Genomic DNA, 22,301 nt, shown 5'->3' with positions numbered 1-22,301 from the left:
CCGCCAGAGGCGACCCTTAAGGTTGATCCGTCATAGTCACCTGCGCCAGGAAAGGAAAGGCCGTTAGGGCAACATCACGGGGCGATGGTCGCCCGCCGCAAATCGGCGCAGGACCGCAGGATAGAGCCGGTGTTCCATCACCAGCACGCGCGCCGCCAAGGTTTCGGGCGTGTCATCGGGCAGGACCGGCACGCGGGCCTGTCCCAGAACGGGGCCGTCATCCAGAACCGGCGTCACCTCGTGCACGGTGCAGCCATGTTCGGTGTCGCCTGCGGCAATCGCGCGGGCATGGGTGTGCAGGCCGGTGTATTTCGGCAAAAGCGACGGATGGATGTTCAGCATCCGCCCCTGCCACCGATCCACAAAACCCGCCGTCAGCACCCGCATGAAACCGGCAAGGCACAGAATGTCGGGCTGCGCCTGCATCAGGCGGGCGTGCAGGGCGGCCTCGAACGCGGGGCGGTCGCCCTTGAACGGGCGGTGGTCGATGAAATCGGTCTCGATCCCCATCTCTGCCGCGCGTTTCAGCCCGCCCGCATTGGCGTCGTTCGACAACACCAGAGCGGCGCGCGCCGGATGGTCGCCGGTCATGCTTTCGACCAGCTTGATCATATTCGATCCGCCGCCGGAAATCAGGATCGCGACGCGTTTGGTCAAAGCAGGCTGCCGCGATAGCGCATGCCCGCCCCTTGGGTCACTGTGCCGATGGTATAGACGGTCTCGCCTTCGGCCTCCAGCAGGGCTTTCAGATCGTCGGCACGGTCTGCCGCGACCGACAGGATCATCCCGATGCCAGAGTTGAACGTCTTCAGCAGCTCCTTTTCGGAAATCGCGGCGGTCTCGGCCAACCACTTGAACACAGGCGGCAATTCCCACGCGTCAAGGTCGATGTCGGCCCCCAGATCGTCGGGCAGCACGCGCGGCAGGTTTTCGGTCAAACCGCCACCGGTGATATGGGCCAGCGCATGCACGCCCCCTGCCCGCACCGCCGCCAGCGCGGGTTTGACGTAAAGCCGTGTCGGCGTCAGCAACGCGCGCCCCAGCGGCGCAAAGGCGAAGGGCGCGTCATCGTGCCAGCCAAGGCCCGACAATTCGACAATCTTGCGCACCAGAGAATAGCCGTTGGAATGCACGCCATTGGATGCAAGGCCCAGCAGAACATCGCCCGCCACAACGCCTGACGGCAGGTCCGATCCACGTTCCATCGCGCCGACGGCAAAGCCCGCAAGGTCGAAGTCACCGGCAGGATACATGCCGGGCATTTCTGCCGTCTCGCCGCCGATCAGCGCACAACCGGATTGTGCGCAGCCCTCTGCGATGCCCTCGATGATGCGGGCGGCCACGTCAAGTTCCAGCTTGCCTGTGGCGAAATAGTCCAGGAAAAACAACGGCTCTGCCCCTTGGCAGACCAGATCGTTGACGCACATGGCAACAAGGTCGATGCCCACGCCGTCGACTTCGCCGGTGTCAATCGCGATGCGCAGTTTGGTGCCGACACCGTCGGTCGCCGCGACCAGAATGGGGTCGGAGTAGCCCGCGCCCTTCAGATCGAACAGCGCGCCGAAACCACCAAGGCCCGACATCGTGCCGGGGCGTTGGGTGCGTTTCGCGGCCGGCTTGATCCGCTCGACAAGTGCATTGCCCGCGTCGATATCCACGCCTGCATCGGCATAGGTGAGACCGTTTTTACCGTGGGTCATGGGGCAAATCCTTGTCTGTAGCGTGTCTGTAACGCGTCTGTGGCGTTGTTTGCGCTCGCGTATCAATTGCGCGGGCCGCTGTCCATGCTTTAGCGCGGATTTACCCCGATACGCCCGGTTATCCGCGCGCGGCAAGCCCTTCGGCCAGAACGCTGCGCACGACCGCCATATCCACACCATCCGCCACAAAGGCATCCCCGATGCCCCGCGCAAGGATGAACCGCAACTTGCCGTCCTGCACTTTTTTATCCTGTCCCATCAGGACGATCAACGCATCGGCATCGGGCAAGTCGCCGTCGATATCCGCCAGATCGGTCTTCATCCCCATCAGTTTCAGCATTGCCCGCACGCGGCTCGGGTCCTCTTGCGAGCAGAACCCAAGGCGTTGCGACACCTCGAAGGCCAGCGCGCAACCGATCGCCACGCCCTCGCCATGCATCAGGCGGTCGCCATATCCGGTGGCCGATTCCAGCGCGTGACAGAAGGTGTGCCCAAGGTTCAAAAGAGCGCGATCACCCTGTTCTGTCTCGTCGCGGATCACAATTTCCGCTTTCATTTCAACGGACCGGCGCACCGCATAGGCCCGCGCAGCCCTATCCCCCGCCGCCATCGCGGGGCCGTTTTTCTCCAGCCAGCCGAAAAACCCGGCGTCGCCCAGCATGCCGTATTTCACCACCTCGCCGCAGCCCGCCAGAAAATCGCGGGGCGTCAGGGTGCCCAGAACGCTGATGTCGGCCAGCACAAGGCTTGGCTGGTGGAACGCGCCGATCAGGTTCTTGCCCTGCGGCGCGTTGATCCCGGTTTTCCCCCCGACCGAACTGTCGACCTGCGCCAGCAGGCTGGTCGGGATCTGCACAAACCGCACGCCGCGCCGCAGAACCGCCGCCGCAAACCCCGCCAGATCGCCGATCACACCGCCACCAAAGGCAACCACGACATCGCTGCGCTCTATCTTCTGGTCCAGCAGCCATTCCACCGTGCGGGTGAATTGCGGCCAGCCCTTGGTCGATTCGCCCGCCGGCAGCGCCAGCGCGGTCATCGTGACACCCGACGCCGCCAGACCGTCGCGCAGCGCGTCCAGATGCAGGGCGGCGACGGTTTCATCGGTAATCACGGCGACACGTGGACGGCGCAGCAGCGGCGCGATCTCGGCACCGGCGCGACCGATCAGACCTTCGGCGATGCGGACATCATAGGCGCGGTCCCCAAGGGCGACATGGACGGTTTCGGTCATTCGGTTGTCTCCAGCACATCGGGGCGGGTCAGCAATTCGTCAATCACAGCCAGGGCCATGTCGTCGATCGAATAGCGCGGCTTTGACTTCACGGTCAGGTCGGCCAGCGCATACACCGGCACGCGCGACTCGTAGAGCGACCGCAACGACCCTTGCGGGTCCGCAGTTTGCAGCAAGGGGCGCGAGGACTTGTGCCGCACCCGTGACCACAGCAGATCAAGGTCCGCATCCAGCCAGACCGCGACGCCCTTGCTGGATATGATCTGACGGTTTCCCGCCGCCATGAACGCCCCGCCGCCGGTCGACAGAATCCCCTGACGGGTTTCCAGAAGGCGGGAAATCACCTGGGTCTCCTTGGCGCGAAAGAACAGCTCTCCGTCCCGCTCGAATATTTCGGATATGCTGCGGGCGGCGGCGATCTCGATCTCTTCATCCGAATCAAGAAAGGGCACGCCAAGCTTTGCCGCCAGCGCTTTTCCAACTGCGGTTTTTCCCGCACCCATCATACCGACAAGCACGACAGTTTTTTTCAGACGGTAGGCCAAGTGGGCGTTGTCCCGCTCAATTTACATTTCTGCCCTTGAATGGCGTGATCTTGCCGAAAAGGCCATATATAAACTTGTAAGCTGACCAAAGAGCAGCGACACCCGACGGCAGACCGCAGGCAACAAAAGGCAGAAAAACATGGTAAGATTACTTAAGGCACTCGTCTTTCTGGCTGTGATCGGCTTTATTGGGCTGGTTGGTTTTGCGTATCTTGGTGACCTTACCCCTGTTCAGGACGAGGTCACACAATCGGTTTCAGTGAATGTTGATTAAAAGTAGTCTTTTTTTATCAGTAATTTATGGTGCGTTTCTCACCTCATCCGCCATTGCGCAGGATGCGCCGATGTCGGCGATAAACTGGCTGTCGGATTCAGTGACAATTCCGGCCGCAGTGCCTGCGTCGCCCGCATGGCCGAACGAACCTGCCGTCACCGGCAGCGCCTCTGTCGGCGACATCACCATGCTGCCGCTTGATGCGCCGCGCCCTGATGCGGTGGGGCTTTTGCCGGTCTCTGTCACCGGCTTGCCGCAGAATTTATGGGGGGCCACCGGCACGAACCGTCTTGCGCAGCTGATCCGCGACACATCCAGCCCCGGTTTGCCCGCCCTGCAAGATCTTTTGTTCACGTTGCTGCTGGCCGAACTTGACCCGCCGCAAGATGCGGGCGGCGGCGGTGTGCTATTGATGGCGCGTCTGGACAAGCTGATCGACCTTGGCGCGCTGGATCAGGCACAGGCGCTGATCGACCTTGTCGACCCAAAGACGCCGGAACTGTTCCGCCTCTGGTTCGACGTCTCGCTTCTGACCGGGACCGAGGATCGCGCGTGTGCGGCACTTGGCGTCACGCCCGATATCGCACCCACATTTTCCGCCCGCATCTTTTGCCTTGCGCGCAACGGCGATTGGTCGGCGGCGGCCCTGACCCTGCATACGGCACAGGCCCTGGGCTATCTCACCGATTTCGAGGACCAGCTTTTGTCGCGCTTCCTTGACCCCGAACTGGCCGACACAGAACCGCCCCTGACACCGCCCCCCCTGCCAAGCCCGCTGGTTTTTCGCATGTTCGAAGCCATAGGAGAGCCCCTGTCTACCGTCGACCTGCCGCTGGCCTTTGCACAGGCCGACCTGCGCGACACTGCAGGGTGGAAATCTCAGCTCGAGGCGGCAGAGCGTCTGGGGCGCAGCGGTGCGCTGTCCGAAAACCGGATTCAGGCCCTTTACACCGACCGTCTGCCCGCCGCGTCCGGGGGGATCTGGGACCGCGTCGACGCCTTTCAGGCCTTCGACATGGCGTTGACCGCGTCCGACCCCTCGGCGGTCGATAAAACCCTGCGCCCCGCCTTTGACGCGGCAAAAAGCGCGGGCCTCGAGGTGCCCTTTGCCCGTCTCTACGCCACCGCCCTGTCGCGCTTGCCGCTGACCGGGGCAAGCGCCGCGCTGGCTTTTCGCGTCGCCCTTCTGTCCAACACCTACGAAGAGGCAACGGCAGGCTACACCCCCGACACCCCGATCGACGTCTTTCTGAAAACCCTTGCGGCAGGCACCCCCTCCGCATCCCCCGCAGGCGATGCCTTGGCCTCTGCCATCGCCGAAAGCTTTGCCGCAACATCGCCCCCCGCGACCTACGCGCGGATGCTGTCGGGCGACCAACTCGGAGAGGCGATCCTCATGGCGATCCAGCGACTGACGCGGGGGGCATCTGGGCAGATGCGCGATATCACCGAAGCTCTGTCGCTCTTGCGCGCCGTCGGGCTGGAGGACGTGGCCCGGCGCACGGCACTTGACCTAATGCTGCTGGAGCGGCGGCTATGATGTTGCGTCAGGTCCAGACCTTTCTGGAGGCGCAGGCCGCAGAGCTTGACGCCGCAACGAACACGCAGCTCGCCTATGCCCGCGACCTGAAAAAGTTCATCGACTGGCTGAACCGGACCGGGCGCACATTCGAGACAACCACCCGCAGCGACATCGAGGAGTATCTGGTGGACTGCGACGCGCAGGGACTGGCCACCGCGACCCGTGCCCGCAGGCTGTCGGCGATCAAACAGATCTTCCGCTTCGCCTTCGAGGAAGGCTGGCGCAAGGACAATCCGGCGATCCAGATCAAGGGGCCGGGGCGCGACAAGCGCCTGCCGAAGGTCTTGTCGGAAACCGAGGTGGACAAACTGCTCGCCGCCGCCCGCTGCGTCGGCCGCAGTCCCGTCGACAGAACGCGCAACACCTGCCTGATGGAGCTGCTCTACGCCACGGGAATGCGGGTGACCGAACTGGTGTCGCTGCCGGTCTCGGCCGCGCGTGGCGATCCGCGTATGCTGCTGATCCGGGGCAAAGGCGGCAAGGAACGCATGGTGCCCCTGTCGCCTCCGGCCCGCAAGGCGCTGGCGCTTTGGCTGAAGGCCCGCGATACAACAGAAGATCTCGCGCGGCTGGCGGGCAAACCCGCCTCGAAATACCTGTTTCCCTCATCCGGGGCGCAAGGCCACCTGACGCGCCACCGCTTCTACGTCCTGATCAAGGAAATGTCCGTCACGGGCGGTGTCTCTCCCGACAAGGTCACACCCCACACATTGCGCCATGCCTTCGCCACACATCTGCTGGCACATGGCGCCGACCTTCGCTCGATCCAGACCCTGCTGGGGCACGCCGACGTGGCCACAACAGAGATTTACACCCATGTTCTCGACCAAAGGCTCAAGGATCTGGTGATGGACCATCACCCGCTTGCCCGTAAGCCCTGACCGGACAAAAACCCGCGAACGGCCCGGATCTTTCCGTTCTTGTTGGAAAAAATATCCTCGCCGAAGGCAAGAAAACTTTTGCGCCCGCCGCATGCGCCCGACCCGCCCCCGAAAGACCCGCTCTTGAAGAACAGCGCGCGCAACTCCATAAGGTTTTGAACACTCGGGGAATTGAACAATGGACACCGCCGCCTCCGTCTTCGACAGCGCCTTCTGGATGACCTCTGCCGCCATTCTGGGGCTTTTGGTGCTATCGGCCTTCTTTTCCGGCTCCGAAACCGCGCTGACCGCCGCGTCGCGGGGCAAGCTGCGCTCGAAGTCCGACAAAGGCGATTTGGGTGCCAAGATGGCGCTGACCATCACCGAAGACAACGAGCGCCTGATCGGCTCGGTCCTTCTGGGCAACAACCTTGTGAACATCCTCGCCACCTCGCTGGCCACCTCGCTGTTCACCCGCGCGTTCGGTGACAGCGGCGTGGCGCTGGCGACCCTTGTGATGACCCTGTTGGTGCTGATCTTTGCCGAGGTCCTGCCCAAGACTTATGCGATCACCAATGCCGAAACCGCTGCAAGCCGCGTCGCGCCGATCGTGCGGCTGGTGATCCTGGTGTTCTCACCCATGGTGATGGCGGTGCGGGCGCTGGTGCGGCAGGTCCTGCGCATGTTCGGCGTAAAGGCGGACCCCGACAGCCATATCCTTGCCGTTCATGACGAAATCGCCGGCGCGCTGTCGCTTGGCCATTCCGAAGGCGTCGTGCACAAAGACGATCGCGACCGCATCCTGGGTGCGCTGGATCTGTCGGAGCGGACAGTGGAAGAGATCATGCTTCACCGCTCCAAGATCGAAATGATCGACGTGACGCTGGGGCCGGAAGAGATCCTGGCGCATTGCCTGAACTCTGCCCACACCCGCCTGCCGGTCTACCGCGACGACCCCGACAATGTCATCGGGGTGATCCACGCCAAGGACCTGCTGCGGGCCATGCACAAGATGGCGATGGGCCCCGATGCAGCCCCTGACGGGCTGCGGGGCTTCAACGTCATGGATGTGGCGATGAAGCCCTATTTCGTGCCTGAAACCACCGCGCTTGACGAACAGATGCGCCAGTTCCTGCACCGCCGCACCCATTTTGCGTTGGTGGTGGATGAATACGGCTCGCTTCAGGGGTTGATCACGCTCGAAGACATCCTCGAGGAAATCGTGGGGGAAATCACCGACGAATTCGACATCGACGCCGAAAACCCCCTGCGTAAATCCGACGACGGGCATTTCCTTGTGGACGGGTCCATGACCATCCGCGACCTGAACCGCGCGACGGACTGGAACCTGCCCGATGACGAGGCCAATACGATTGCGGGCCTCGTGATCCACGAGGCCCAGTCGATCCCGACGCAGGGTCAGGTGTTCTCGTTCCACGGCTTTCGCTTCGAGGTGCTACAGCGCAAGGACAACCGGCTGACGCGCCTGAAAATCCGTCCGCTATAGCCCGTAGATCGCCCCGAACTTCGCCTCCAGATAGTCCAGAAGCGGCGCCTCGTTCGGGGCTTTTCCGGCGGCGCGGGTGATCACCTCGACGGGCATGTATAGCCCGCCATGGCGTTGCAGGTTCTCGCGCAGCCAGCCCGTGGCCGCCGATGTGTCGCCCCGCGCCAGATCTGCGTCCAACTGTGGCACCGCGCCGCGCAAGGCCTGATACAGACACCCCGCATAGACGTTGCCCAGCGAATAGGTCGGGAAATAACCGAACAGGCCGCAGGACCAATGCACGTCCTGCAAGCAGCCGTTCGATGCGCGGTCAACCCTGACCCCGAAATCCGCCTCGAACCGGTCGTTCCATGCGGTTTCCAGATCGGCCACCGCCAGATCGCCCGACATCAGGGCGCGTTCCAGATCGAACCGCAACAGAACATGCAGGTTATACTGCACCTCGTCGCTTTCTGTGCGGATATAGCCCGGCGTCACGCGGTTCACCGCGGCATAGAACGCATCGGCATCCTTGACCCCGATATCGCCGAACTGCTGTTGCATCTCGCCAAACAGATAGCCGGTAAAGGCGCGGCCACGGCCCAGCTGGTTCTCGTAAATCCGGCTTTGGCTTTCGTGGACGCCCATCGACACGCCCTGCCCCAAAGGCGTCAGCGCATAGCGGCCGTCGATCCCCTGCTCATAGGCGGCGTGGCCGACCTCGTGGATGGTGGAATAGAAACAGTTGAACGGATCGGCAGGATTGGTGCGCGTGGTGATCCGCACATCACTGCCGGACCCGCTGGAAAACGGATGCACCGCCTTGTCGATCCGGCCCCGCCCCATGTCATAGCCAAAGGCCCGCGCCAGCTTCTGGGATATCGCCAGCTGCCCCGCCTCGTCGAACGTTCCGCTTAGCGCCTTGGGCTGATCCGCGCCCAGAACCTTGTCGCGCAGCGCCACCAGACGCGGCCGCAGCGCCCCGAACATCGCGCTCAGCTCTGCCGCCGTGGCACCCGGCTCGTAGTCGTCAAGCAGCGCGTCGTAAAGATCACCGCCCGCCGCAAGGGCCGCCGCCTCCTCGCGCTTCAGCGTCACCACCTGTTCCAGAACCGGCACAAAGGCCTTGAAATCGTCTGCCGCCCGCGCCGCGGCCCATTTGCCCTGACTGACCGAAGTCACGCGCGCCAGTTCCGACGCCAGACGCGCGGGGATCTTCATCGTGCGGGCGTAGCTGCGGCGGATCTGGCGCATTTGCGCCCGCCCGACCTCGTCCAACGCGCCCTCGTCCACCGCCGCCAGCCAGTCGCCCAGACGCGGATCGCTGCGGCGGGCATGCAGCACACCTTCCAACGCCGCCGTTTCCTCGCCCCGTTGATCGGCGGCGCCGTGCGGCATCATGGTTTCCTGATCCCAGCCCAGACGCCCCGCAATTTGCGCCAGCGCCTCTGTCTCGCGCTGAAACAGCATCAGTTCGGTATAGGTTTTCATGCTTTTGTGCCCCGGATGGATTGCGTGACTGGATATTGGCTGAGAAACCGCGCGCGCAGGATCAGAACCCACAACACCACTGCCCCGATCTGATGGGTGATCGCGATATGCGGTGCGGCGGCCTGCATCACGGTAACGATCCCCAGCACCATTTGCAGCACCATCATCCCCATCACCAGATGGAACGCCCGGCGGGTCACCGGATGCGCAGACCCGCGCGCCGTCCACCAGACCGCGCCCCCGAACACAAACAGCCCATAACCCGACATGCGATGAATGAATTGCACCAGCGCGGGGTTTTCAAAGAAATTCGTCCAAAGCGGCGTGAGGTTAAATGCGGCGTCGGGAAAAAACTGCCCCGCCATCAGCGGCCAGTCGATATAGCCGCGCCCCGCATCTATCCCCGCCACAAGCGCGCCAAGGATGATCTGAAGAAAGGCGAAATGCATCAGCCCTGTGGACAGCCCGAACAACTTGCCCTCGCGCCCGCGCCGCGCCTGCATCAGCGCCGCCTCGGGGCGTCCAAGGTGCAGCACATACCAGGTGATGAACCCCAGAATGACAAAGGCCAGCCCCAGATGCGTCGCCAGCCGGTAGGACGCCACATCAACCATCCGGCCATGCAACCCGCTCGCCACCATCCACCAGCCGATCGCACCCTGCATCCCGCCAAGTGCGCCGATCAGGACAAGGCGTCCGGTCCAACCCGCCGGAATGCGCCGCGCCACCAGAAACCCGAAAAACCCGATCGCCCAGACAAGGCCGATCACGCGGCCAAGCTGCCTGTGGCCCCATTCCCACCAAAAAATGGTTTTGAACGCCTCAAGGGTCATCCCCTTGTTCTGCAAAAGATATTCCGGGCTTGCCTGATATTTCGCGAATTCCTGGTCCCAGTCGGCCCCGGTCATCGGCGGCAACGCTCCGGTGACAGGCTTCCACTCGGTGATCGACAGGCCGGAATCAGTCAACCGCGTCAGACCGCCCACCGCGATCATCACGGCGACAAGCGTGAACAGGATCATCAGCCAGATCCTGACACCACGCCGCGCGCCTTTTCGGGTGCGATCGATACCGCCCGCCACATCTTTCGCCTGTGCCGCTTTGGCGCCTGCGCCGACCTCTTCGAAAATACTGCGTTTGGTGCTCATTCCGCTCTCCATGTCCTGGCGCAGAACCTAGGCCGCGCGGGCCCGCAGGGCAAGATGGCACACCCCGTCAAAGCGTCGCGCCCCTTGCCCTTCTTTGTTCTGAAAATATCCTCGCCAAAGGCAATCCCGCCGCCCCAGACCCGCTACCGCTCGCGGTCTTTCCAGCGCAGCAGCTGGCGTAGCATCCCGTGCAGCATCTGCACATCGGAACTGGTCAGCGGCATCCGCGACCACATGTTGCGCAGAACCGTCTTCATGCCCGCCGCCTTGGTCTCGGGGAAAAAGAACCCCTCCTCCTCCAGCCGCGCCTCGTAATGCTCGACCAGCTTCTCGACCTCGATCGCGCTGGCAAAGTCGGTCTTGGCCATCCCCACCACCTCGGCGGGCTGGATGCTGGTCTGACGGCGCCACTCATAGGCGGTCAGCAAAACGCATTGCGCCAGGTTCAGCGAGGCGAACAGCGGGTTCACCGGCACCGAAATAATCGCATTGGCGCGCGATATGTCGTCGTTTTCCAGTCCGGCGCGTTCCGGTCCGAACAATATTCCAACGGTCTGACCCGCCGCCGTCAGGGCGCGGGTGTGTTCCATCGCGCGTTCCGGCGTCATGATCGGCTTGGTCAAGTCGCGGTGTCGCGCGGTCGTGGCAAAGACGAAATTACAGTCGGCCAGCGCCTGTGCCGTGGTCGGGTAGACTTCGGCGTGGTCCAGCACACGACCCGCACCACTGGCCAGCGCCGTGGCGCGGCTGTTGGGCCATCCGTCGCGGGGCGCGACAAGGCGCATGCGGTTCAGGCCGAAATTCCACATCGCACGGGCCGCGCCGCCGATGTTTTCGCCCATTTGCGGGTTCACAAGGACCACGACCGGCTGCGGGCCGGTCCAGTCCTCTGTCATGTCTGTCATATCATCGCTCATGGGCGATGCGTTTAGGCAAGCCTGCGCCCAAGGGCAATGGCCTTGTGACGACACGCGCCGCAGGATATGAGGGCGCAAACGTGAAAGGCCGCGCCATGTCCAAATCCAAAGCTAAAACCACCGCCCCGGAACCCGTCGACGAACGGATCGTTCCGCAAATTTATCTGATCACCCCGCCAGAGTTCGAATTGTCGGTTTTCCCCGACATCCTGTCCAGCGCCCTTGACGCGGCAGAGGTCGCCTGCGTGCGCCTTGCCCTTGCCACGGTGGACGAAGACCGGATTTCCCGCGCTGCCGACGCCTTGCGCGAGATCTGCCATGCGCGGGACATCGCGCTGGTGATCGAGCGGCACGTCCTGATGGTGGAACGCCTGGGGCTTGACGGTGTTCACCTGTTGGACGGGCCGCGCTCTGTCCGCAAGGTCCGCGCCGATCTGGGTGCCGACGCGATCATCGGCACATTCTGCGGCGCCTCGCGTCACGACGGGATGAGCGCGGGCGAGGCTGGTGCCGACTACGTCAGCTTTGGCCCGATCGGTGCCGGAGCCCTTGGCGACGGCACCGTGGCCGATGCGGAATTGTTCCAGTTCTGGTCCGAAGTGATCGAGGTGCCCTGCGTCGCCGAAGGCGGCCTGACCGAGGACAATATCCGCGCCATGGCCCCGATGACCGATTTCTTCGGGATCGGAGAAGAGATCTGGAACAGCGGCGATCCCGCCATGAAACTACAGCAGCTTTACGCGGCAATGTCCTGATTTAGTTGAGTTTCCATTAAAACGGCAAGGCGCTGCGCACCGTGTTTTCACACCAAAGCGCCAGCGCCTTGCGGTTCTCGAAATCCGCGACCTTGACCGGCGCATGATAGACAATTTCAACCGATCCCTGACGCCGCGCCGCCAAGGTGTGCAGCAAATGCGGGCCGAACTCCATGTCGCCCCACCAGCCATAAAATCTCGGGTCTTCGCCCTGCGGCGCGCGGTAGATCACCGTGACCGGCTGAACCCAGAGGAAACTCTTGAGGTTCTGCGCGAAGAACGCCGCAAAAAGCGTTGATTTAAAGGGTAAAACTCTGACCCCATCGGTCGACGTCCCCTCGGGGAAGAACAACAGCTTGTGGCCGACCTTCAGCCTGTCTTCGAATATGGTTCGTTGCGCTGCGGCCTCGTTTGCGCGGCGGTTGATAAAGACCGTGCCGGTCGCCCGGGCCAGCCAACCGATGCCCGGCCAGCCTGCCACCTCTGACTTGGAGACGAAATAGACCCGCTTGGTGGCGTTCAGCGCGAAAATATCCAGCCAAGACGCGTGGTTGGCCACCACAGCCCCCTTCTGGCGCATCTGCGATCCGCGCACCGAATGCCCCATACCAAGGATCACAAAGGCGGATTTACAGACAAATTGCGTGATAAAGGGCGTGACGGGCCGCCCGGTGCCGCAGATCGGACGCTCCATTAGCCGGACAAGCAGCAAGACCGCAAGCCCGCCAAAGGTCACCCCCCCCAGCACCAGACCGCGCAGCGCTACGCGCGCCCAGCCCGCCGCCGTGATCGGCGGGTGAATCGGCTCTGCCGCCTCGCTCCAGCCGCTCACGGCGTGCGGGCCTTGGTGTAAATGTCACGCTGGCGGGCGTTCATCTGTTCGGTGTCCATCACCAGACAGACGTCGGTGGTGTTGAAGGCGTGGTCGACAAAGGCGCCCTCGCCCACGCACCCCCCAAGCCGCAGATACGCCTTGATCAGCGCCGGAGTGGCCTTCATCGCGGCGGGGCGGTCGATGGCCTCCTCTGGCATCAGGTCCATCCGCTGGAAATGCCCGTCGCGCACCCGCACCCGCAACGCTTTGGGTGCAAGATGCCGCGCGTGGAGCAATGACAGCGGGCCAGCAAGGCTGTCGATATCGGTGCCATGAAAACTGGCGACGCCGAACAGCACCTCGATCCTGTGGTCCAGCACATAGGCGGCCAGCGCCTGCCAAAGGTGATGCATCGCCATGCCGCCGCGATAGTCCGCGTCAAGACAGGAGCGGCCCAGTTCAAGCAGCGTGCGACCGCTGGATTTCAGCGGCGCAAGATCGTATTCGGCCTCGGAATAGAACCGCCCGGCCTTTTCTGCCTGCTCTGTCCGCATCAAGCGATAGGCGCCCACGACATGCTCAGGCGCCGCGCGGGTGCTGTCGATCAGCACAAGGTGGTCGCAATGGGCGTCAAAGCTGTCGCGCTCCAGACCGGCGGCATGGTCCACCATCGGGCCATCGCCGCCCAGTTCCGACACGAACACACGGTAGCGAAGGCGCTGCGCACCTGTCACATCTTCCGGGGTGCGGGCAAGGCGCACCAAAAACTGGGGGTTATCGGTCGGCATGTGGGGCGTTCGGTGTTTTCCATATGCAAAGATCTGCGATGTGTAGGGACTCTATGCCCGTTTTGCAACAAACCGTAAATTCTGACGGTGCGGCAACTCCCTTTAAGGTTGCATTAATCATTTCGTGAAACCCTAATGAGGAAATGCAAAGTGGCGATAGTGCCATTATGCGTCGAAAACAGGGATCAGGGACACATGCGCACCGTCGATCACAACCTTACCTTCCTCGCGGAAATTGACCGTGATCTTACCTTTGACGTTGGATTGCACCTGCCCCAGCCCCCAATCGGGCCGATCAGGATGGCGAACAATCATGCCCGGTTCCAGCATTGAATTCAAATCGTCCATATCCCCATCCCTTGAAAGCGGAGCCTGCCGATGCCTGATCAGTCCGTCGATCTGACCTCTCTTGTCGGCTCTCGTATTTGTCACGACCTTATCAGCCCTCTGGGCGCGATCGGCAATGGGGTCGAGTTGTTGGAACTGGCGGGGCATAGCGTTGGTCCCGAAATGCGGCTGATCGCGCAAAGCGTCGAAAGCGCAAATGCGCGGATCCGGTATTTTCGCGTGGCTTTTGGTGCGGCGAGTGCGCGGCAAAGCATGGGGCGCAGGGAAATCCTGTCGATCCTTGACGGCTATGGCAAGGGTGGCAGGGTCAAGACCGATTGGCAACCGATCGGGGACTGCTTGCGCAGCGAGGTCAAGCTGGCATTTCTTTTGCTGCAATGCCTTGAAACATCAATGCCTTACGGCGGGAAGGTCACTGTCAGCCTGACCGACCGGCGCTGGACGTTGCGCGCGACGGGCGCGAAACTGTTGGTGACGCCCGATCTTTGGGATGTCCTTGCGACCCCCGCGACAGAGCGTGATATCAGTGCCGCGCATGTTCAATTCGCGCTCGCCCCCGATCTGCTGAAGGCGCTGGGGCGCCGGTCGCAGATCGAGTTGTCCGAGACAGAGATCTGCATCCGCGTCTAGCCGCGCACGGCACCGTTTCCCACCACGATATACTTGAAGCTGGTCAACTGCTCTGCCCCAACCGGACCGCGGGCATGCAGTTTTCCGGTCGCGATGCCGATTTCGGCCCCCATACCGAATTCGCCACCGTCGGCGAACTGGGTCGAGGCGTTGTGCATCAAAATCGCACTGTCGAGATGGGTGAAGAACCTGTCGGCGACGGCCTGATTGTCCGTCAGGATACATTCGGTGTGGTTAGAGCCATAGGTGCGGATATGCTCGATCGCGGCATCGACACCGTCGACCAGTTTGGTGGCGCAGATCATATCCAGAAACTCGAACCCGAAATCACCGGGGTTTGCGGGGGTTGTGCCCTCGATCTTAGCCAATTCACCGGCGGCCCGCACCTCTACACCCGCGTTCAACAGGTCCGTGATCACCGGCGCGCCGTGCGTGTCATAAAAGGTCTGGTCGATCAGCAGGCATTCCATCGCTCCGCAAATGCCGGTGCGGCGGGTTTTGGCGTTCAGAACCACCTTGCGCACCATGTCGGGGTCGGCGTCGCCATCGACATAGACGTGGCAGATCCCTTCGAGATGGGCGAACACAGGCACGCGGGCCTCGCGCTGGACAAGGCCAACAAGCCCCTTGCCGCCGCGGGGAACAATCACGTCGATGGTGTCGGTCATGGTCAACATTTCGCTGACGGCGGCGCGGTCACGGGTCGGAACCCGCTGGATCGCGTCGGCGGGCAGATTGGCCGAGGTCAGCCCCTCGACCAGACAGTCATGAATCACGCCCGACGAATGAAAGCTTTCGGAACCGCCGCGCAGAATGACCGCATTGCCGGACTTCAGACACAAGGCCCCCGCATCGGCGGTGACGTTGGGGCGCGATTCGTAGATCACACCGATCACGCCAAGCGGCGTGCGCACGCGTTTTATATGCAGCCCGCTGGCCATATCCCATTCGGTGATGGTTTCGCCCACCGGATCTTTTTGCTCTGCCACCGCGCGCAAACCGTCAACGATGCTGCGGATACGGGCCTCGTCCAGAACAAGGCGGTCCATCATTGCGGGGCTGATGCCCTTTTCGCCCGCGTACACCTGATCTTCAAGATTGGCGTCGATGATGTCCTGACGACGGCGCCAAACGGCCTCGGCAGCGCCGATCAACGCGGCATGCTTGCGTTCTGCGCTGGCGAAGGCAAGCGTTGCGGCGGCGGCTTTGGCGCGGGCGCCAATTTCGGACATCAAAGCGGGTATCGTGGTTGCGTCATTCATCAGATCAGCCTTTGGTCAAAGTTTGAGCCGCGGAATTCGAGTATTTTTCGAACAAAGTGACAGGTCAGGTGACCATGTCGTCGCGGTGGATCAGGGCGGCGCGCCCTGCGTATCCCAGGATCGCCTCGATGTCACCCGACTGTCGCCCCATGATCTGGCTGGCCTCGTCCGCGGTATACCGTGCAAGGCCTTTGCCAAGCGCGCCATCGGGGCCGACAATCGTCACCGGGTCACCCCGGCCAAAGCGCCCGGAAACGGCGATGACCCCTGCGGGCAACAGCGATTTTCCCTGGGCCAGTGCATTGGCGGCACCTGTGTCAACGCGGATCTCGCCTTTTGGTTTCATCGCGGCGATCCAACGCTTGCGGGCCACCTGCGGGTCGTCCTGCGGCGTGAACCAGGTGCAGTTCGCGCCGTTTTCCAGCGCCAGCAACGGTTGCAGACAGGACCCTTCGGTGATCGCCATGGCGCAGCCCCCCGCAACGGCAGTCTTGGCGGCCATCAGTTTGGTCTTCATCCCGCCTTTGGACAGGCCCGATGTGGGGTCGCCCGCCATCGCCTCGATCTGCGGGGTGATGCGGTCGATGATGTCAAAGCGGTAGGCGGTGGGGTCTTCGTTCGGGTTGGCGGAATAAAAGCCGTCGACATCGGACAGCAGGATCAGTTGGTCCGCACCCACCGTCACCGCCATCTGCGCCGCAAGCCGGTCGTTGTCGCCAAAGCGGATCTCGTCGGTGGCGACGGTATCGTTTTCGTTGACGATGGGCACGGCCCCCAGTGAAATCAGGGTTTCCATCGTTGCGCGGGAATTGAGATACCGGCGGCGATCTGCGGAATCCTCAAGCGTAACAAGAACTTGTGCGGTCGTGATCCCCAAGGGTTCCAGCGCCTGTTCATAGGCGCGGGCCAGCCGGATCTGGCCGACGGCGGCGGCGGCCTGCGATTGTTCCAGCGCAAGTGTGCCGCGCGGCAGCCCCAGAACCCCGCGCCCCAGCGCGATAGAGCCGGAGGACACAAGGATCACATCGGTGCCGCGCGCCTTGATCCGCGCGACATCGGCGGCAAGGGCGGTCAGCCACTCTTGCCGCAGGGCGCCGGTGGTGCGATCGACCAGAAGAGCCGATCCGATTTTGACAACCAGCCGTTTGGCCGTGCTTAGGGACGCCACGTCTCGTCCTCGATCGCGGGGTCGAGTTCGCGCTGGTGGTGCGCGTCGATCTCGGCCTTGAGGGCGCGCAGAACATCCACCAGACCTTCGCGGCTGACACCCGACATCTGCATGACCGGGCCATCGCAGACCTCTTTCAGCTCTGCCAGTTTCTCGGCGCGTTCCTCGTCGTCAAGCGCGTCGATCTTGTTCAACGCGGTCAGGCGCGGCTTGTCGGCAAGCGCGCCGCCATAGGCCTCCAGCTCTCCGATGATGGTCTGGTAGTCCTCGGCGACGGTCGCGGATGTCGCGTCGATCAGGTGCAACAGCACGGCGCAGCGTTCGACGTGGCCCAGAAATTCGATCCCCAGACCGTGGCCTTCGTGCGCACCTTCGATCAGGCCGGGAATGTCGGCCACGACGAATTCCGCATTGTCCACGCCCACAACGCCAAGGTTCGGCACGAGGGTGGTAAAGGGATAATCGGCGATCTTTGGCCGCGCATTCGAGGTGGCCGACAAAAAGGTCGACTTGCCCGCGTTGGGCAGGCCCAGAAGGCCCGCGTCGGCGATCAGTTTCAGGCGTAGCCACAGGGTCCGCTCGACCCCTTCGAGGCCGGGATTGGCGCGGCGCGGTGCCTGGTTTGTCGCTGTTTTGAAGTGCAGGTTGCCAAAGCCCCCGTTGCCGCCCTTGGCCAGAAGCACCCGCTGTCCGACTTCTGTGATGTCGGCGATCACGGTTTCTTCGTCCTCGTCGAGGATTTCGGTGCCCACGGGAACCTTCAGGATGATGTCGTCACCGCCCGCGCCGGTGCGACCCTGCCCCATGCCGGCCTGCCCGCTTTTGGCGAAGAAGTGCTGTTGATAGCGAAAGTCGATCAGCGTGTTCAACCCGTCCACGGCTTCGGCCCAGACATCGCCGCCACGTCCGCCATCGCCGCCGTTCGGGCCACCGTATTCGATGAACTTCTCGCGCCGGAAACTGACGCAACCGCCGCCGCCGCCGCCAGAGCGGATATAGACTTTGGTGTAATCGAGGAATTTCATCGGTATTCGGCCTTATTCTAGCTATGGCTCAGGCGGTAGAGCAAATTGCCCCCCGCCTCAAGCCCCTACCCCAGCTTGCGCAGGTAGGTCCACGTGGGAACGGTTGCATTGCGGGCCACGCTGAACGCTTCCGCGTCGCCCAGATATTCGAAACCCGCATTGGTCAGCACGCGGGCAGACACCGGGTTGTCCTGAAACACCGCGGCAAAGATCGTCTTGCGCTGTTGCGGGTTCGCATCTAGCAGGGCCTTGACCGCCTCGGAGGCAAAGCCGGTATTCCAGAACGCGGGCGCGACCCAATAGCCGACCTCGGACTGGTCGCGGTCCATGCGCTGTAGCCCGATCACCCCCAGAACCTCTGCATGACCCTGCTTTGACCCGTCCATCGCCCAGATATCCTCGGTCCGGCCTTCGGACATCGAGCGGGCGATGAACGCCTCTGTCGCGCCGGGCGGCAACGGATGCGGGATCGACCGCGTGGCCTGAGCCACGCGTTTGTCGGCGGTATACATCTGCATCAATCCAACGTCCGACTTGCGCAAGAGGCGCAGGGTGAACCGCTCTGTTTCGATGACAGGCTGGGTCGCTCTCAATTCAATCGTCATGCGTCGCTCCTCCCAGAGCACGTTGCGGACAATGGTCATTACGTAAGTCTTAAATCCCTGCAGTTTCAGAGGGCGGACCAATTTATCCGCCATTCTATTCCCGAAAAGATATGAAATTCTTGCACCAAAACGAAAAAGGGACCGGCTACGCGCCGATCCCCATGATATCTTGACCCTATCAGGTTCGGCTTACTCAGCGGCCTCCGCCACCGGGAGAACCGAAATAAAGGTGCGGTTTTTAAGGCCTTTGTGGAAGGTCACTTTACCTTCGACAACGGCGAAGATGGTGTGATCCTTGCCCATGCCAACGCCCTCGCCCGGCCACCACTTTGTGCCGCGCTGACGGGTGATGATGTTGCCGGGAATGACGGCTTCGCCACCGAACTTTTTCACACCGAGACGACGGCCGGCAGAGTCGCGGCCGTTGCGGGATGAACCACCTGCTTTTTTATGTGCCATGTGTTCTTACTCCTCGGTCTTGGCCTTGGCCGCTTTTTTGGCGGCAGGCTTTTTCTTGGGCGCGTCGGCCGCGTCGGCTGTTTCGGCCTTGGCAGCTTTTGCACGGGTTGCTTTTGCAGGCGCGGCAGCAGCCTTGGCAGCGGCTTTCTTCACGGCGATCTTTTTGACCGCATCCGTGTTCTTGGCCGGCTTTTGCGACAGCGGCGTGCCGGCTTCGATCATGGCAGCCATGGCCGCAGGCGTAACAGAGCCAGCACCGAGTGCGGCCTTGACGCCGGATTTGTCTGCGCCGGTTGCCAGAATGTCGGTCACGCGGATCAGCGACAGTTGCTGACGGTGGCCTTTGGTGCGCTGCGACGAGTGCTTCCGACGACGTTTGACGTAGTGGATGACCTTCTCGCCCTTGATCTGGTCGATGACTTCGGCCTGAACGCCAGCATCAGCCACAAGGGGGGCGCCCACGACCAAAGAGTCGCCGCCAAGCATGAGAATCTCGTTGAACTGAATTTTTTCGCCAGCTGCAGCAGCCAATTTTTCCACGCGGAGAACGTCACCGCTTTGGACTTTGTACTGCTTGCCACCGGTCTTGAGGACCGCAAACATATGGTATTCCTTCATTTTTTCGCATCCTTTGGTCCCTGCCAAGCAGGAGTTCACACCTTGCGGCACCTCGGACAGCGCGCCCGTTCGGGCGACATTGCATAAATCCGCCTATGGAAAGCCCAACGGCAGATGGCGGCTTATCGGGGAATGTGCTAGCAAAGTCAAGTCGCAACCGGAGATCGCCATGCCCCGTCTCAGCCCCCTTTTCCGATACGCCACCGCACTGGCCCTTCTGGCCCTTGCGGGGTGTGACGTGGCCGCGATGGGCGGGGCCGATCCCTCCACGCGAGCGGGCACCGAAATCGCCGTCAAGTCGAACTACGGGGCCGTCGTGGCCGATATAGAGGCGGGCGGCGGGCCTGCCCTGACGACGGCGATGGATGCGGCAGGCATTCCACCGCAGAACCGCGACCTGATGATCCTTCGCCTGCAATCGGAACTGCCGCTGTATCGCACCAGCCCCGCCGCGCTGATCCTGGCCCTGCGGGCGAATGGCGCCTAGATGTCCTCGCCCGACAGATGCAGGCTGGCCGCACGCCCCAGATTGCGGCTGATGTCCGTAAACACCACATCGAACGAGGCAAAGATCGCGCGGTTCAGATCCTGCCCCGCGTCGGTTTCCGAAAACGCGATATAGGCCTCCAGATCATCGTCGCTTAGCGGTTGATAGGCCAGCGACAGATAGCCATACAACCATTCCACCGTGTCGATCCTGATCTGAGGCTCCTGCCCCCAGACATCGGTCAGGATCTGGTCTTCGGTCATCTCGGACGGAAACGCATTGCCATCCATCAGTCCCTGATAAAAGGCATAGTTCGAATTCATTGCGCCCACGACATTCTCTTCGATCAGGTCATTCGCCTCGGCAAAGGCCTCCAGCCGGTCAAAGCGCGGATCGGCGTTGTCCTGCATCGCCTGCGCCGTGTCACGCGCCGCCTCCTCGATGGTCTCGTCCATCAGCGCACGGCGGGCGCTGACCTCCAGCGCGATGATCCGGCGCCCCGTGTCCGACCCGAAGAAATCCACCATCGTATCGACGTCGGCGTTTGCCAGTTCGGCCAGCATCCTTGTGCGGAATTTGGCCGCCATATTACCGGTGTCATAGATGCCCTGCACCTGGGCGGTCCATGCGGCCCCCCCCTTGCCCGGAAACATCTCGGCCTCGACCTCGGCGCCATAGCTGGCACCCTCTTCGTGCATGATCTCGATGATATCGGGCAAGGACAACGCCGTAATCAGCGCATCCACCTTGTCGGTGTTCTGCGCCCAGACGGGCAAGGCGGTCGCGATCAGAAGGGCGGCGGTGGCGAAAAGGCGCATAGCGAAGGTCCCCGATAATACAAGCCACACAGAGATACGGGGTTGCGGCGTGGATGCCAAGCGCCCGCAGATCACAACACCGCGTGCATTCAAACCCCAAGCCCGCACGGCCCCGCCCGCTTTTTATCGCAATGAGCGCAATCCTGCAGAAAAATGGTTGCACGTCTTCGCAGTTCACACTAAATCACGCGTCGATCATACCTTGCGGAGAGGTGCCAGAGTGGTCGAATGGGGCGGTCTCGAAAACCGTTGAGCCTGCAAGGGTTCCTAGGGTTCGAATCCCTATCTCTCCGCCACCATGTCCATTTAAGATATTGATTTTTCTTTATTTTATTGACGTATAGCCAATTTCATCTCCCGCAATATCCCCCACCTCTTTCGAGAACATGCTGGAATTGCGCGGAACAGCGGTTCAAATTCCAGCCGCGATGAATCGGTTTGTGGCTACTCTTGCGGGCGTAAAGCCGGAACGTCGGATTGTTCGCGGCATCGGTCGCAACGTCGAGTTCTGTAACGTCAGAGCCAGCTAGCGCTGATTTCAATCGTTCGCCCGACACCCCCCTTTGAATTTGATCGCAGTGTGAATGAGGCTCCCCCCACAGGTTCCGGCGCGGTCAGCCCTGAAGGTGGAAGCCCCCGCCCCCCTTGCTTGAAACAGAACGGGTTTTGATTATCCGTCGGTATTTCAATCGGTCGATGCCACGCCCCTGCAAAGGGTGCGGATTATGTTTTCCGCCGTTTGCTTAACGGCCACGCCTCGCGCGGGCGCGCGTATTGGCCTACCAATCCCCTAGATGAGCCTATTTTATTAGGCTCTTTGAAGTCAGACCCGCCACCCGTATTTACGCTCAGTCACAGTCCTGGTACTTCGATGCCAAGCAGACGCGAGCGCGTCGTTGGGCTTCTTCGATTGCAGGTGGAGTCATCATTGCAGCCAACTCATCGCGCCATTTTCCACTCTTTGGGTTGCCGCTTGCAGCTGCCAAGTTGTACCACATATGCGCTGTTTGATTGTCCTGCGGAACGCCCCAGCCAATTTTGTACATCATGCCGAGATTGTTCTGGGCACCGGCATCGCCCTGCTCTGCGGCCAGTCGAAACCACGTCATCGCTTCCGCGTAATCCTGCGGGACGCCGTTGCCGTTAAAGTACATCCCGCCAATACTTTTTAGGGCATTGTCGGAACCCTGATCAGCCGCCAGTCGGTACCCAGGGCAATCGCGTTTGACCTAAGGGTTGGCTAAGTTATTGAGAAGGCTGAGAAGAAACGCATCACTCCACCCGGCG

At 62.1% G+C, this 22,301-nt stretch carries 25 protein-coding genes and 1 tRNA gene; 8 read left to right on the top strand and 18 right to left on the bottom strand.

Annotated features, from left to right (window positions below):
• Window positions 1-63: 63 nt before the first annotated feature.
• The 4 genes from purN to ACEN2R_RS15225 form a co-directional block, all read right to left on the bottom strand.
• A complete protein-coding gene (purN, locus tag ACEN2R_RS15240; RefSeq protein ID WP_442043534.1) occupies window positions 64-657 on the bottom strand; it encodes a phosphoribosylglycinamide formyltransferase in 594 nt (197 codons plus the stop codon).
• Entirely contained in the window at window positions 654-1,700 is a 1,047-nt protein-coding gene (gene purM, locus ACEN2R_RS15235; RefSeq protein ID WP_442043533.1) for a phosphoribosylformylglycinamidine cyclo-ligase, read from the bottom strand. The genes purN and purM overlap by 4 nt, the downstream gene beginning before the upstream one ends.
• Window positions 1,701-1,818: 118 nt before the next feature.
• Window positions 1,819-2,934: a 3-dehydroquinate synthase gene (aroB, locus tag ACEN2R_RS15230; RefSeq protein ID WP_442043532.1), complete on the bottom strand. Its 1,116-nt coding sequence runs from the start codon at window positions 2,932-2,934 to the stop codon at window positions 1,819-1,821.
• Window positions 2,931-3,479 (bottom strand): shikimate kinase, encoded by a 549-nt coding sequence (locus tag ACEN2R_RS15225; RefSeq protein ID WP_442043531.1) that lies wholly within the window; start codon window positions 3,477-3,479, stop codon window positions 2,931-2,933. Before ACEN2R_RS15225 ends, aroB begins: the two co-directional genes overlap by 4 nt.
• Window positions 3,480-3,618: 139 nt before the next feature.
• On the opposite strand from ACEN2R_RS15225, the gene ACEN2R_RS15220 reads away from it, so the two are divergent.
• The 4 genes from ACEN2R_RS15220 (at window position 3,619) to ACEN2R_RS15205 (ending at window position 7,702) form a co-directional block, all read left to right on the top strand.
• Window positions 3,619-3,753, top strand: coding sequence for a hypothetical protein (locus ACEN2R_RS15220; protein ID WP_442043530.1), 135 nt, complete (start codon window positions 3,619-3,621; stop codon window positions 3,751-3,753).
• Window positions 3,754-3,823: 70 nt separating this feature from the next.
• Window positions 3,824-5,293, top strand: coding sequence for a hypothetical protein (locus tag ACEN2R_RS15215; protein ID WP_442043529.1), 1,470 nt, complete (start codon window positions 3,824-3,826; stop codon window positions 5,291-5,293).
• The gene (locus tag ACEN2R_RS15210; protein ID WP_442043528.1) at window positions 5,290-6,216 is read left to right on the top strand and encodes a tyrosine recombinase; all 927 of its coding nucleotides are present in this window, start codon (window positions 5,290-5,292) and stop codon (window positions 6,214-6,216) included. The genes ACEN2R_RS15215 and ACEN2R_RS15210 overlap by 4 nt, the downstream gene beginning before the upstream one ends.
• Window positions 6,217-6,394: 178 nt before the next feature.
• Window positions 6,395-7,702 carry an HlyC/CorC family transporter gene (locus tag ACEN2R_RS15205; RefSeq protein ID WP_442043527.1) on the top strand — a complete coding sequence of 436 codons (1,308 nt, stop codon included), beginning with the start codon at window positions 6,395-6,397 and terminating at the stop codon, window positions 7,700-7,702.
• On the opposite strand, the gene ACEN2R_RS15200 is transcribed toward ACEN2R_RS15205, so the two are convergent.
• From ACEN2R_RS15200 to ACEN2R_RS15190, 3 genes are all read right to left on the bottom strand, one after another.
• The gene (locus ACEN2R_RS15200) at window positions 7,697-9,172 is read right to left on the bottom strand and encodes a carboxypeptidase M32 (protein WP_442043526.1); all 1,476 of its coding nucleotides are present in this window, start codon (window positions 9,170-9,172) and stop codon (window positions 7,697-7,699) included. The two genes, ACEN2R_RS15205 and ACEN2R_RS15200, sit on opposite strands and share 6 nt — an antisense overlap.
• Window positions 9,169-10,320 (bottom strand): heme A synthase, encoded by a 1,152-nt coding sequence (gene ctaA, locus ACEN2R_RS15195; RefSeq protein ID WP_442043525.1) that lies wholly within the window; start codon window positions 10,318-10,320, stop codon window positions 9,169-9,171. The genes ACEN2R_RS15200 and ctaA overlap by 4 nt, the downstream gene beginning before the upstream one ends.
• A 143-nt stretch (window positions 10,321-10,463) precedes the next feature.
• Complete coding sequence (locus ACEN2R_RS15190) at window positions 10,464-11,237, bottom strand: RNA methyltransferase (RefSeq protein ID WP_442043524.1); 774 nt, start codon at window positions 11,235-11,237, stop codon at window positions 10,464-10,466.
• Between the two features lie 95 nt (window positions 11,238-11,332).
• Here ACEN2R_RS15190 and ACEN2R_RS15185 point away from each other — a divergent pair, with 95 nt between their 5' ends.
• Window positions 11,333-11,992 carry a thiamine phosphate synthase gene (locus ACEN2R_RS15185; protein WP_442043581.1) on the top strand — a complete coding sequence of 220 codons (660 nt, stop codon included), beginning with the start codon at window positions 11,333-11,335 and terminating at the stop codon, window positions 11,990-11,992.
• A 16-nt stretch (window positions 11,993-12,008) separates the two neighbouring features.
• Here the strand turns inward: ACEN2R_RS15185 and ACEN2R_RS15180 are convergent, their stop codons facing one another.
• The 3 genes from ACEN2R_RS15180 to ACEN2R_RS15170 all read right to left on the bottom strand — a co-directional run bounded on the left by ACEN2R_RS15180 (window position 12,009) and on the right by ACEN2R_RS15170 (window position 13,942).
• Window positions 12,009-12,824, bottom strand: a complete 816-nt coding sequence (locus ACEN2R_RS15180; RefSeq protein ID WP_442043523.1) for a lysophospholipid acyltransferase family protein — start codon at window positions 12,822-12,824, stop codon at window positions 12,009-12,011.
• The gene (locus ACEN2R_RS15175) at window positions 12,821-13,594 is read right to left on the bottom strand and encodes a GNAT family N-acetyltransferase (protein ID WP_442043522.1); all 774 of its coding nucleotides are present in this window, start codon (window positions 13,592-13,594) and stop codon (window positions 12,821-12,823) included. Before ACEN2R_RS15175 ends, ACEN2R_RS15180 begins: the two co-directional genes overlap by 4 nt.
• Window positions 13,595-13,759: 165 nt before the next feature.
• On the bottom strand, window positions 13,760-13,942 hold the full coding sequence (locus ACEN2R_RS15170) for a DUF3553 domain-containing protein (protein WP_442043521.1): 183 nt from the start codon (window positions 13,940-13,942) through the stop codon (window positions 13,760-13,762).
• Between the two features lie 30 nt (window positions 13,943-13,972).
• On the opposite strand from ACEN2R_RS15170, the gene ACEN2R_RS15165 reads away from it, so the two are divergent.
• Complete coding sequence (locus ACEN2R_RS15165) at window positions 13,973-14,572, top strand: histidine phosphotransferase family protein (RefSeq protein WP_442043520.1); 600 nt, start codon at window positions 13,973-13,975, stop codon at window positions 14,570-14,572.
• Here ACEN2R_RS15165 and ACEN2R_RS15160 read toward each other — a convergent pair.
• The 6 genes from ACEN2R_RS15160 to rplU form a co-directional block, all read right to left on the bottom strand.
• On the bottom strand, window positions 14,569-15,834 hold the full coding sequence (locus ACEN2R_RS15160; RefSeq protein WP_442043519.1) for a glutamate-5-semialdehyde dehydrogenase: 1,266 nt from the start codon (window positions 15,832-15,834) through the stop codon (window positions 14,569-14,571). The genes ACEN2R_RS15165 and ACEN2R_RS15160 overlap by 4 nt on opposite strands.
• A gap of 64 nt (window positions 15,835-15,898) precedes the next feature.
• The gene (gene proB, locus ACEN2R_RS15155) at window positions 15,899-17,002 is read right to left on the bottom strand and encodes a glutamate 5-kinase (RefSeq protein WP_442043518.1); all 1,104 of its coding nucleotides are present in this window, start codon (window positions 17,000-17,002) and stop codon (window positions 15,899-15,901) included.
• Window positions 16,990-18,027, bottom strand: coding sequence for a GTPase ObgE (gene obgE / locus ACEN2R_RS15150; RefSeq protein ID WP_442043517.1), 1,038 nt, complete (start codon window positions 18,025-18,027; stop codon window positions 16,990-16,992). The genes proB and obgE overlap by 13 nt, the downstream gene beginning before the upstream one ends.
• Window positions 18,028-18,092: 65 nt before the next feature.
• A complete protein-coding gene (locus ACEN2R_RS15145; protein ID WP_442043516.1) occupies window positions 18,093-18,632 on the bottom strand; it encodes a GNAT family N-acetyltransferase in 540 nt (179 codons plus the stop codon).
• Window positions 18,633-18,821: 189 nt separating this feature from the next.
• Window positions 18,822-19,091 (bottom strand): 50S ribosomal protein L27, encoded by a 270-nt coding sequence (rpmA, locus tag ACEN2R_RS15140; RefSeq protein ID WP_442043515.1) that lies wholly within the window; start codon window positions 19,089-19,091, stop codon window positions 18,822-18,824.
• A gap of 6 nt (window positions 19,092-19,097) precedes the next feature.
• Window positions 19,098-19,694 carry a 50S ribosomal protein L21 gene (rplU, locus tag ACEN2R_RS15135; RefSeq protein WP_442043514.1) on the bottom strand — a complete coding sequence of 199 codons (597 nt, stop codon included), beginning with the start codon at window positions 19,692-19,694 and terminating at the stop codon, window positions 19,098-19,100.
• A 184-nt stretch (window positions 19,695-19,878) separates the two neighbouring features.
• Here rplU and ACEN2R_RS15130 point away from each other — a divergent pair, with 184 nt between their 5' ends.
• Entirely contained in the window at window positions 19,879-20,196 is a 318-nt protein-coding gene (locus tag ACEN2R_RS15130) for a hypothetical protein (protein ID WP_442043513.1), read from the top strand.
• Here the strand turns inward: ACEN2R_RS15130 and ACEN2R_RS15125 are convergent.
• Entirely contained in the window at window positions 20,193-21,014 is an 822-nt protein-coding gene (locus tag ACEN2R_RS15125; protein WP_442043512.1) for a DUF2059 domain-containing protein, read from the bottom strand. The two genes, ACEN2R_RS15130 and ACEN2R_RS15125, sit on opposite strands and share 4 nt — an antisense overlap.
• A 206-nt stretch (window positions 21,015-21,220) precedes the next feature.
• Between ACEN2R_RS15125 and ACEN2R_RS15120 the strand changes: the two genes are divergently transcribed.
• Window positions 21,221-21,310: transfer RNA gene (locus ACEN2R_RS15120), tRNA-Ser, on the top strand.
• A gap of 552 nt (window positions 21,311-21,862) precedes the next feature.
• On the opposite strand, the gene ACEN2R_RS15115 is transcribed toward ACEN2R_RS15120, so the two are convergent.
• Window positions 21,863-22,168, bottom strand: coding sequence for a tetratricopeptide repeat protein (locus ACEN2R_RS15115; RefSeq protein ID WP_442043511.1), 306 nt, complete (start codon window positions 22,166-22,168; stop codon window positions 21,863-21,865).
• Between the last annotated feature and the right edge of the window lie 133 nt (window positions 22,169-22,301).

Source organism: Pseudogemmobacter sp. W21_MBD1_M6, assembly GCF_052119585.1.
Taxonomy (GTDB): Bacteria; Pseudomonadota; Alphaproteobacteria; order Rhodobacterales; family Rhodobacteraceae; genus JBGQOJ01.
This window is presented reverse-complemented; position numbering and strand designations above follow the sequence as displayed.

Coding starts and splice junctions, on each gene's coding strand:
- ACEN2R_RS15165 (WP_442043520.1), top strand. CDS start 13,973: ATGCCTGATCAGTCCGTCGATCTGACCTCTCTTGTCGGCTCTCGTATT.
- ACEN2R_RS15170 (WP_442043521.1), bottom strand. CDS start 13,942: ATGGACGATTTGAATTCAATGCTGGAACCGGGCATGATTGTTCGCCAT.
- ACEN2R_RS15130 (WP_442043513.1), top strand. CDS start 19,879: ATGCCCCGTCTCAGCCCCCTTTTCCGATACGCCACCGCACTGGCCCTT.
- aroB (WP_442043532.1), bottom strand. CDS start 2,934: ATGACCGAAACCGTCCATGTCGCCCTTGGGGACCGCGCCTATGATGTC.
- ACEN2R_RS15210 (WP_442043528.1), top strand. CDS start 5,290: ATGATGTTGCGTCAGGTCCAGACCTTTCTGGAGGCGCAGGCCGCAGAG.
- ctaA (WP_442043525.1), bottom strand. CDS start 10,320: ATGAGCACCAAACGCAGTATTTTCGAAGAGGTCGGCGCAGGCGCCAAA.
- ACEN2R_RS15185 (WP_442043581.1), top strand. CDS start 11,333: ATGTCCAAATCCAAAGCTAAAACCACCGCCCCGGAACCCGTCGACGAA.
- ACEN2R_RS15145 (WP_442043516.1), bottom strand. CDS start 18,632: ATGACGATTGAATTGAGAGCGACCCAGCCTGTCATCGAAACAGAGCGG.
- obgE (WP_442043517.1), bottom strand. CDS start 18,027: ATGAAATTCCTCGATTACACCAAAGTCTATATCCGCTCTGGCGGCGGC.
- ACEN2R_RS15125 (WP_442043512.1), bottom strand. CDS start 21,014: ATGCGCCTTTTCGCCACCGCCGCCCTTCTGATCGCGACCGCCTTGCCC.
- ACEN2R_RS15160 (WP_442043519.1), bottom strand. CDS start 15,834: ATGAATGACGCAACCACGATACCCGCTTTGATGTCCGAAATTGGCGCC.
- rplU (WP_442043514.1), bottom strand. CDS start 19,694: ATGTTTGCGGTCCTCAAGACCGGTGGCAAGCAGTACAAAGTCCAAAGC.
- ACEN2R_RS15115 (WP_442043511.1), bottom strand. CDS start 22,168: ATGTACTTTAACGGCAACGGCGTCCCGCAGGATTACGCGGAAGCGATG.
- rpmA (WP_442043515.1), bottom strand. CDS start 19,091: ATGGCACATAAAAAAGCAGGTGGTTCATCCCGCAACGGCCGCGACTCT.
- ACEN2R_RS15215 (WP_442043529.1), top strand. CDS start 3,824: ATGTCGGCGATAAACTGGCTGTCGGATTCAGTGACAATTCCGGCCGCA.
- purM (WP_442043533.1), bottom strand. CDS start 1,700: ATGACCCACGGTAAAAACGGTCTCACCTATGCCGATGCAGGCGTGGAT.
- ACEN2R_RS15190 (WP_442043524.1), bottom strand. CDS start 11,237: ATGAGCGATGATATGACAGACATGACAGAGGACTGGACCGGCCCGCAG.
- ACEN2R_RS15220 (WP_442043530.1), top strand. CDS start 3,619: ATGGTAAGATTACTTAAGGCACTCGTCTTTCTGGCTGTGATCGGCTTT.
- ACEN2R_RS15205 (WP_442043527.1), top strand. CDS start 6,395: ATGGACACCGCCGCCTCCGTCTTCGACAGCGCCTTCTGGATGACCTCT.
- ACEN2R_RS15175 (WP_442043522.1), bottom strand. CDS start 13,594: ATGCCGACCGATAACCCCCAGTTTTTGGTGCGCCTTGCCCGCACCCCG.
- ACEN2R_RS15200 (WP_442043526.1), bottom strand. CDS start 9,172: ATGAAAACCTATACCGAACTGATGCTGTTTCAGCGCGAGACAGAGGCG.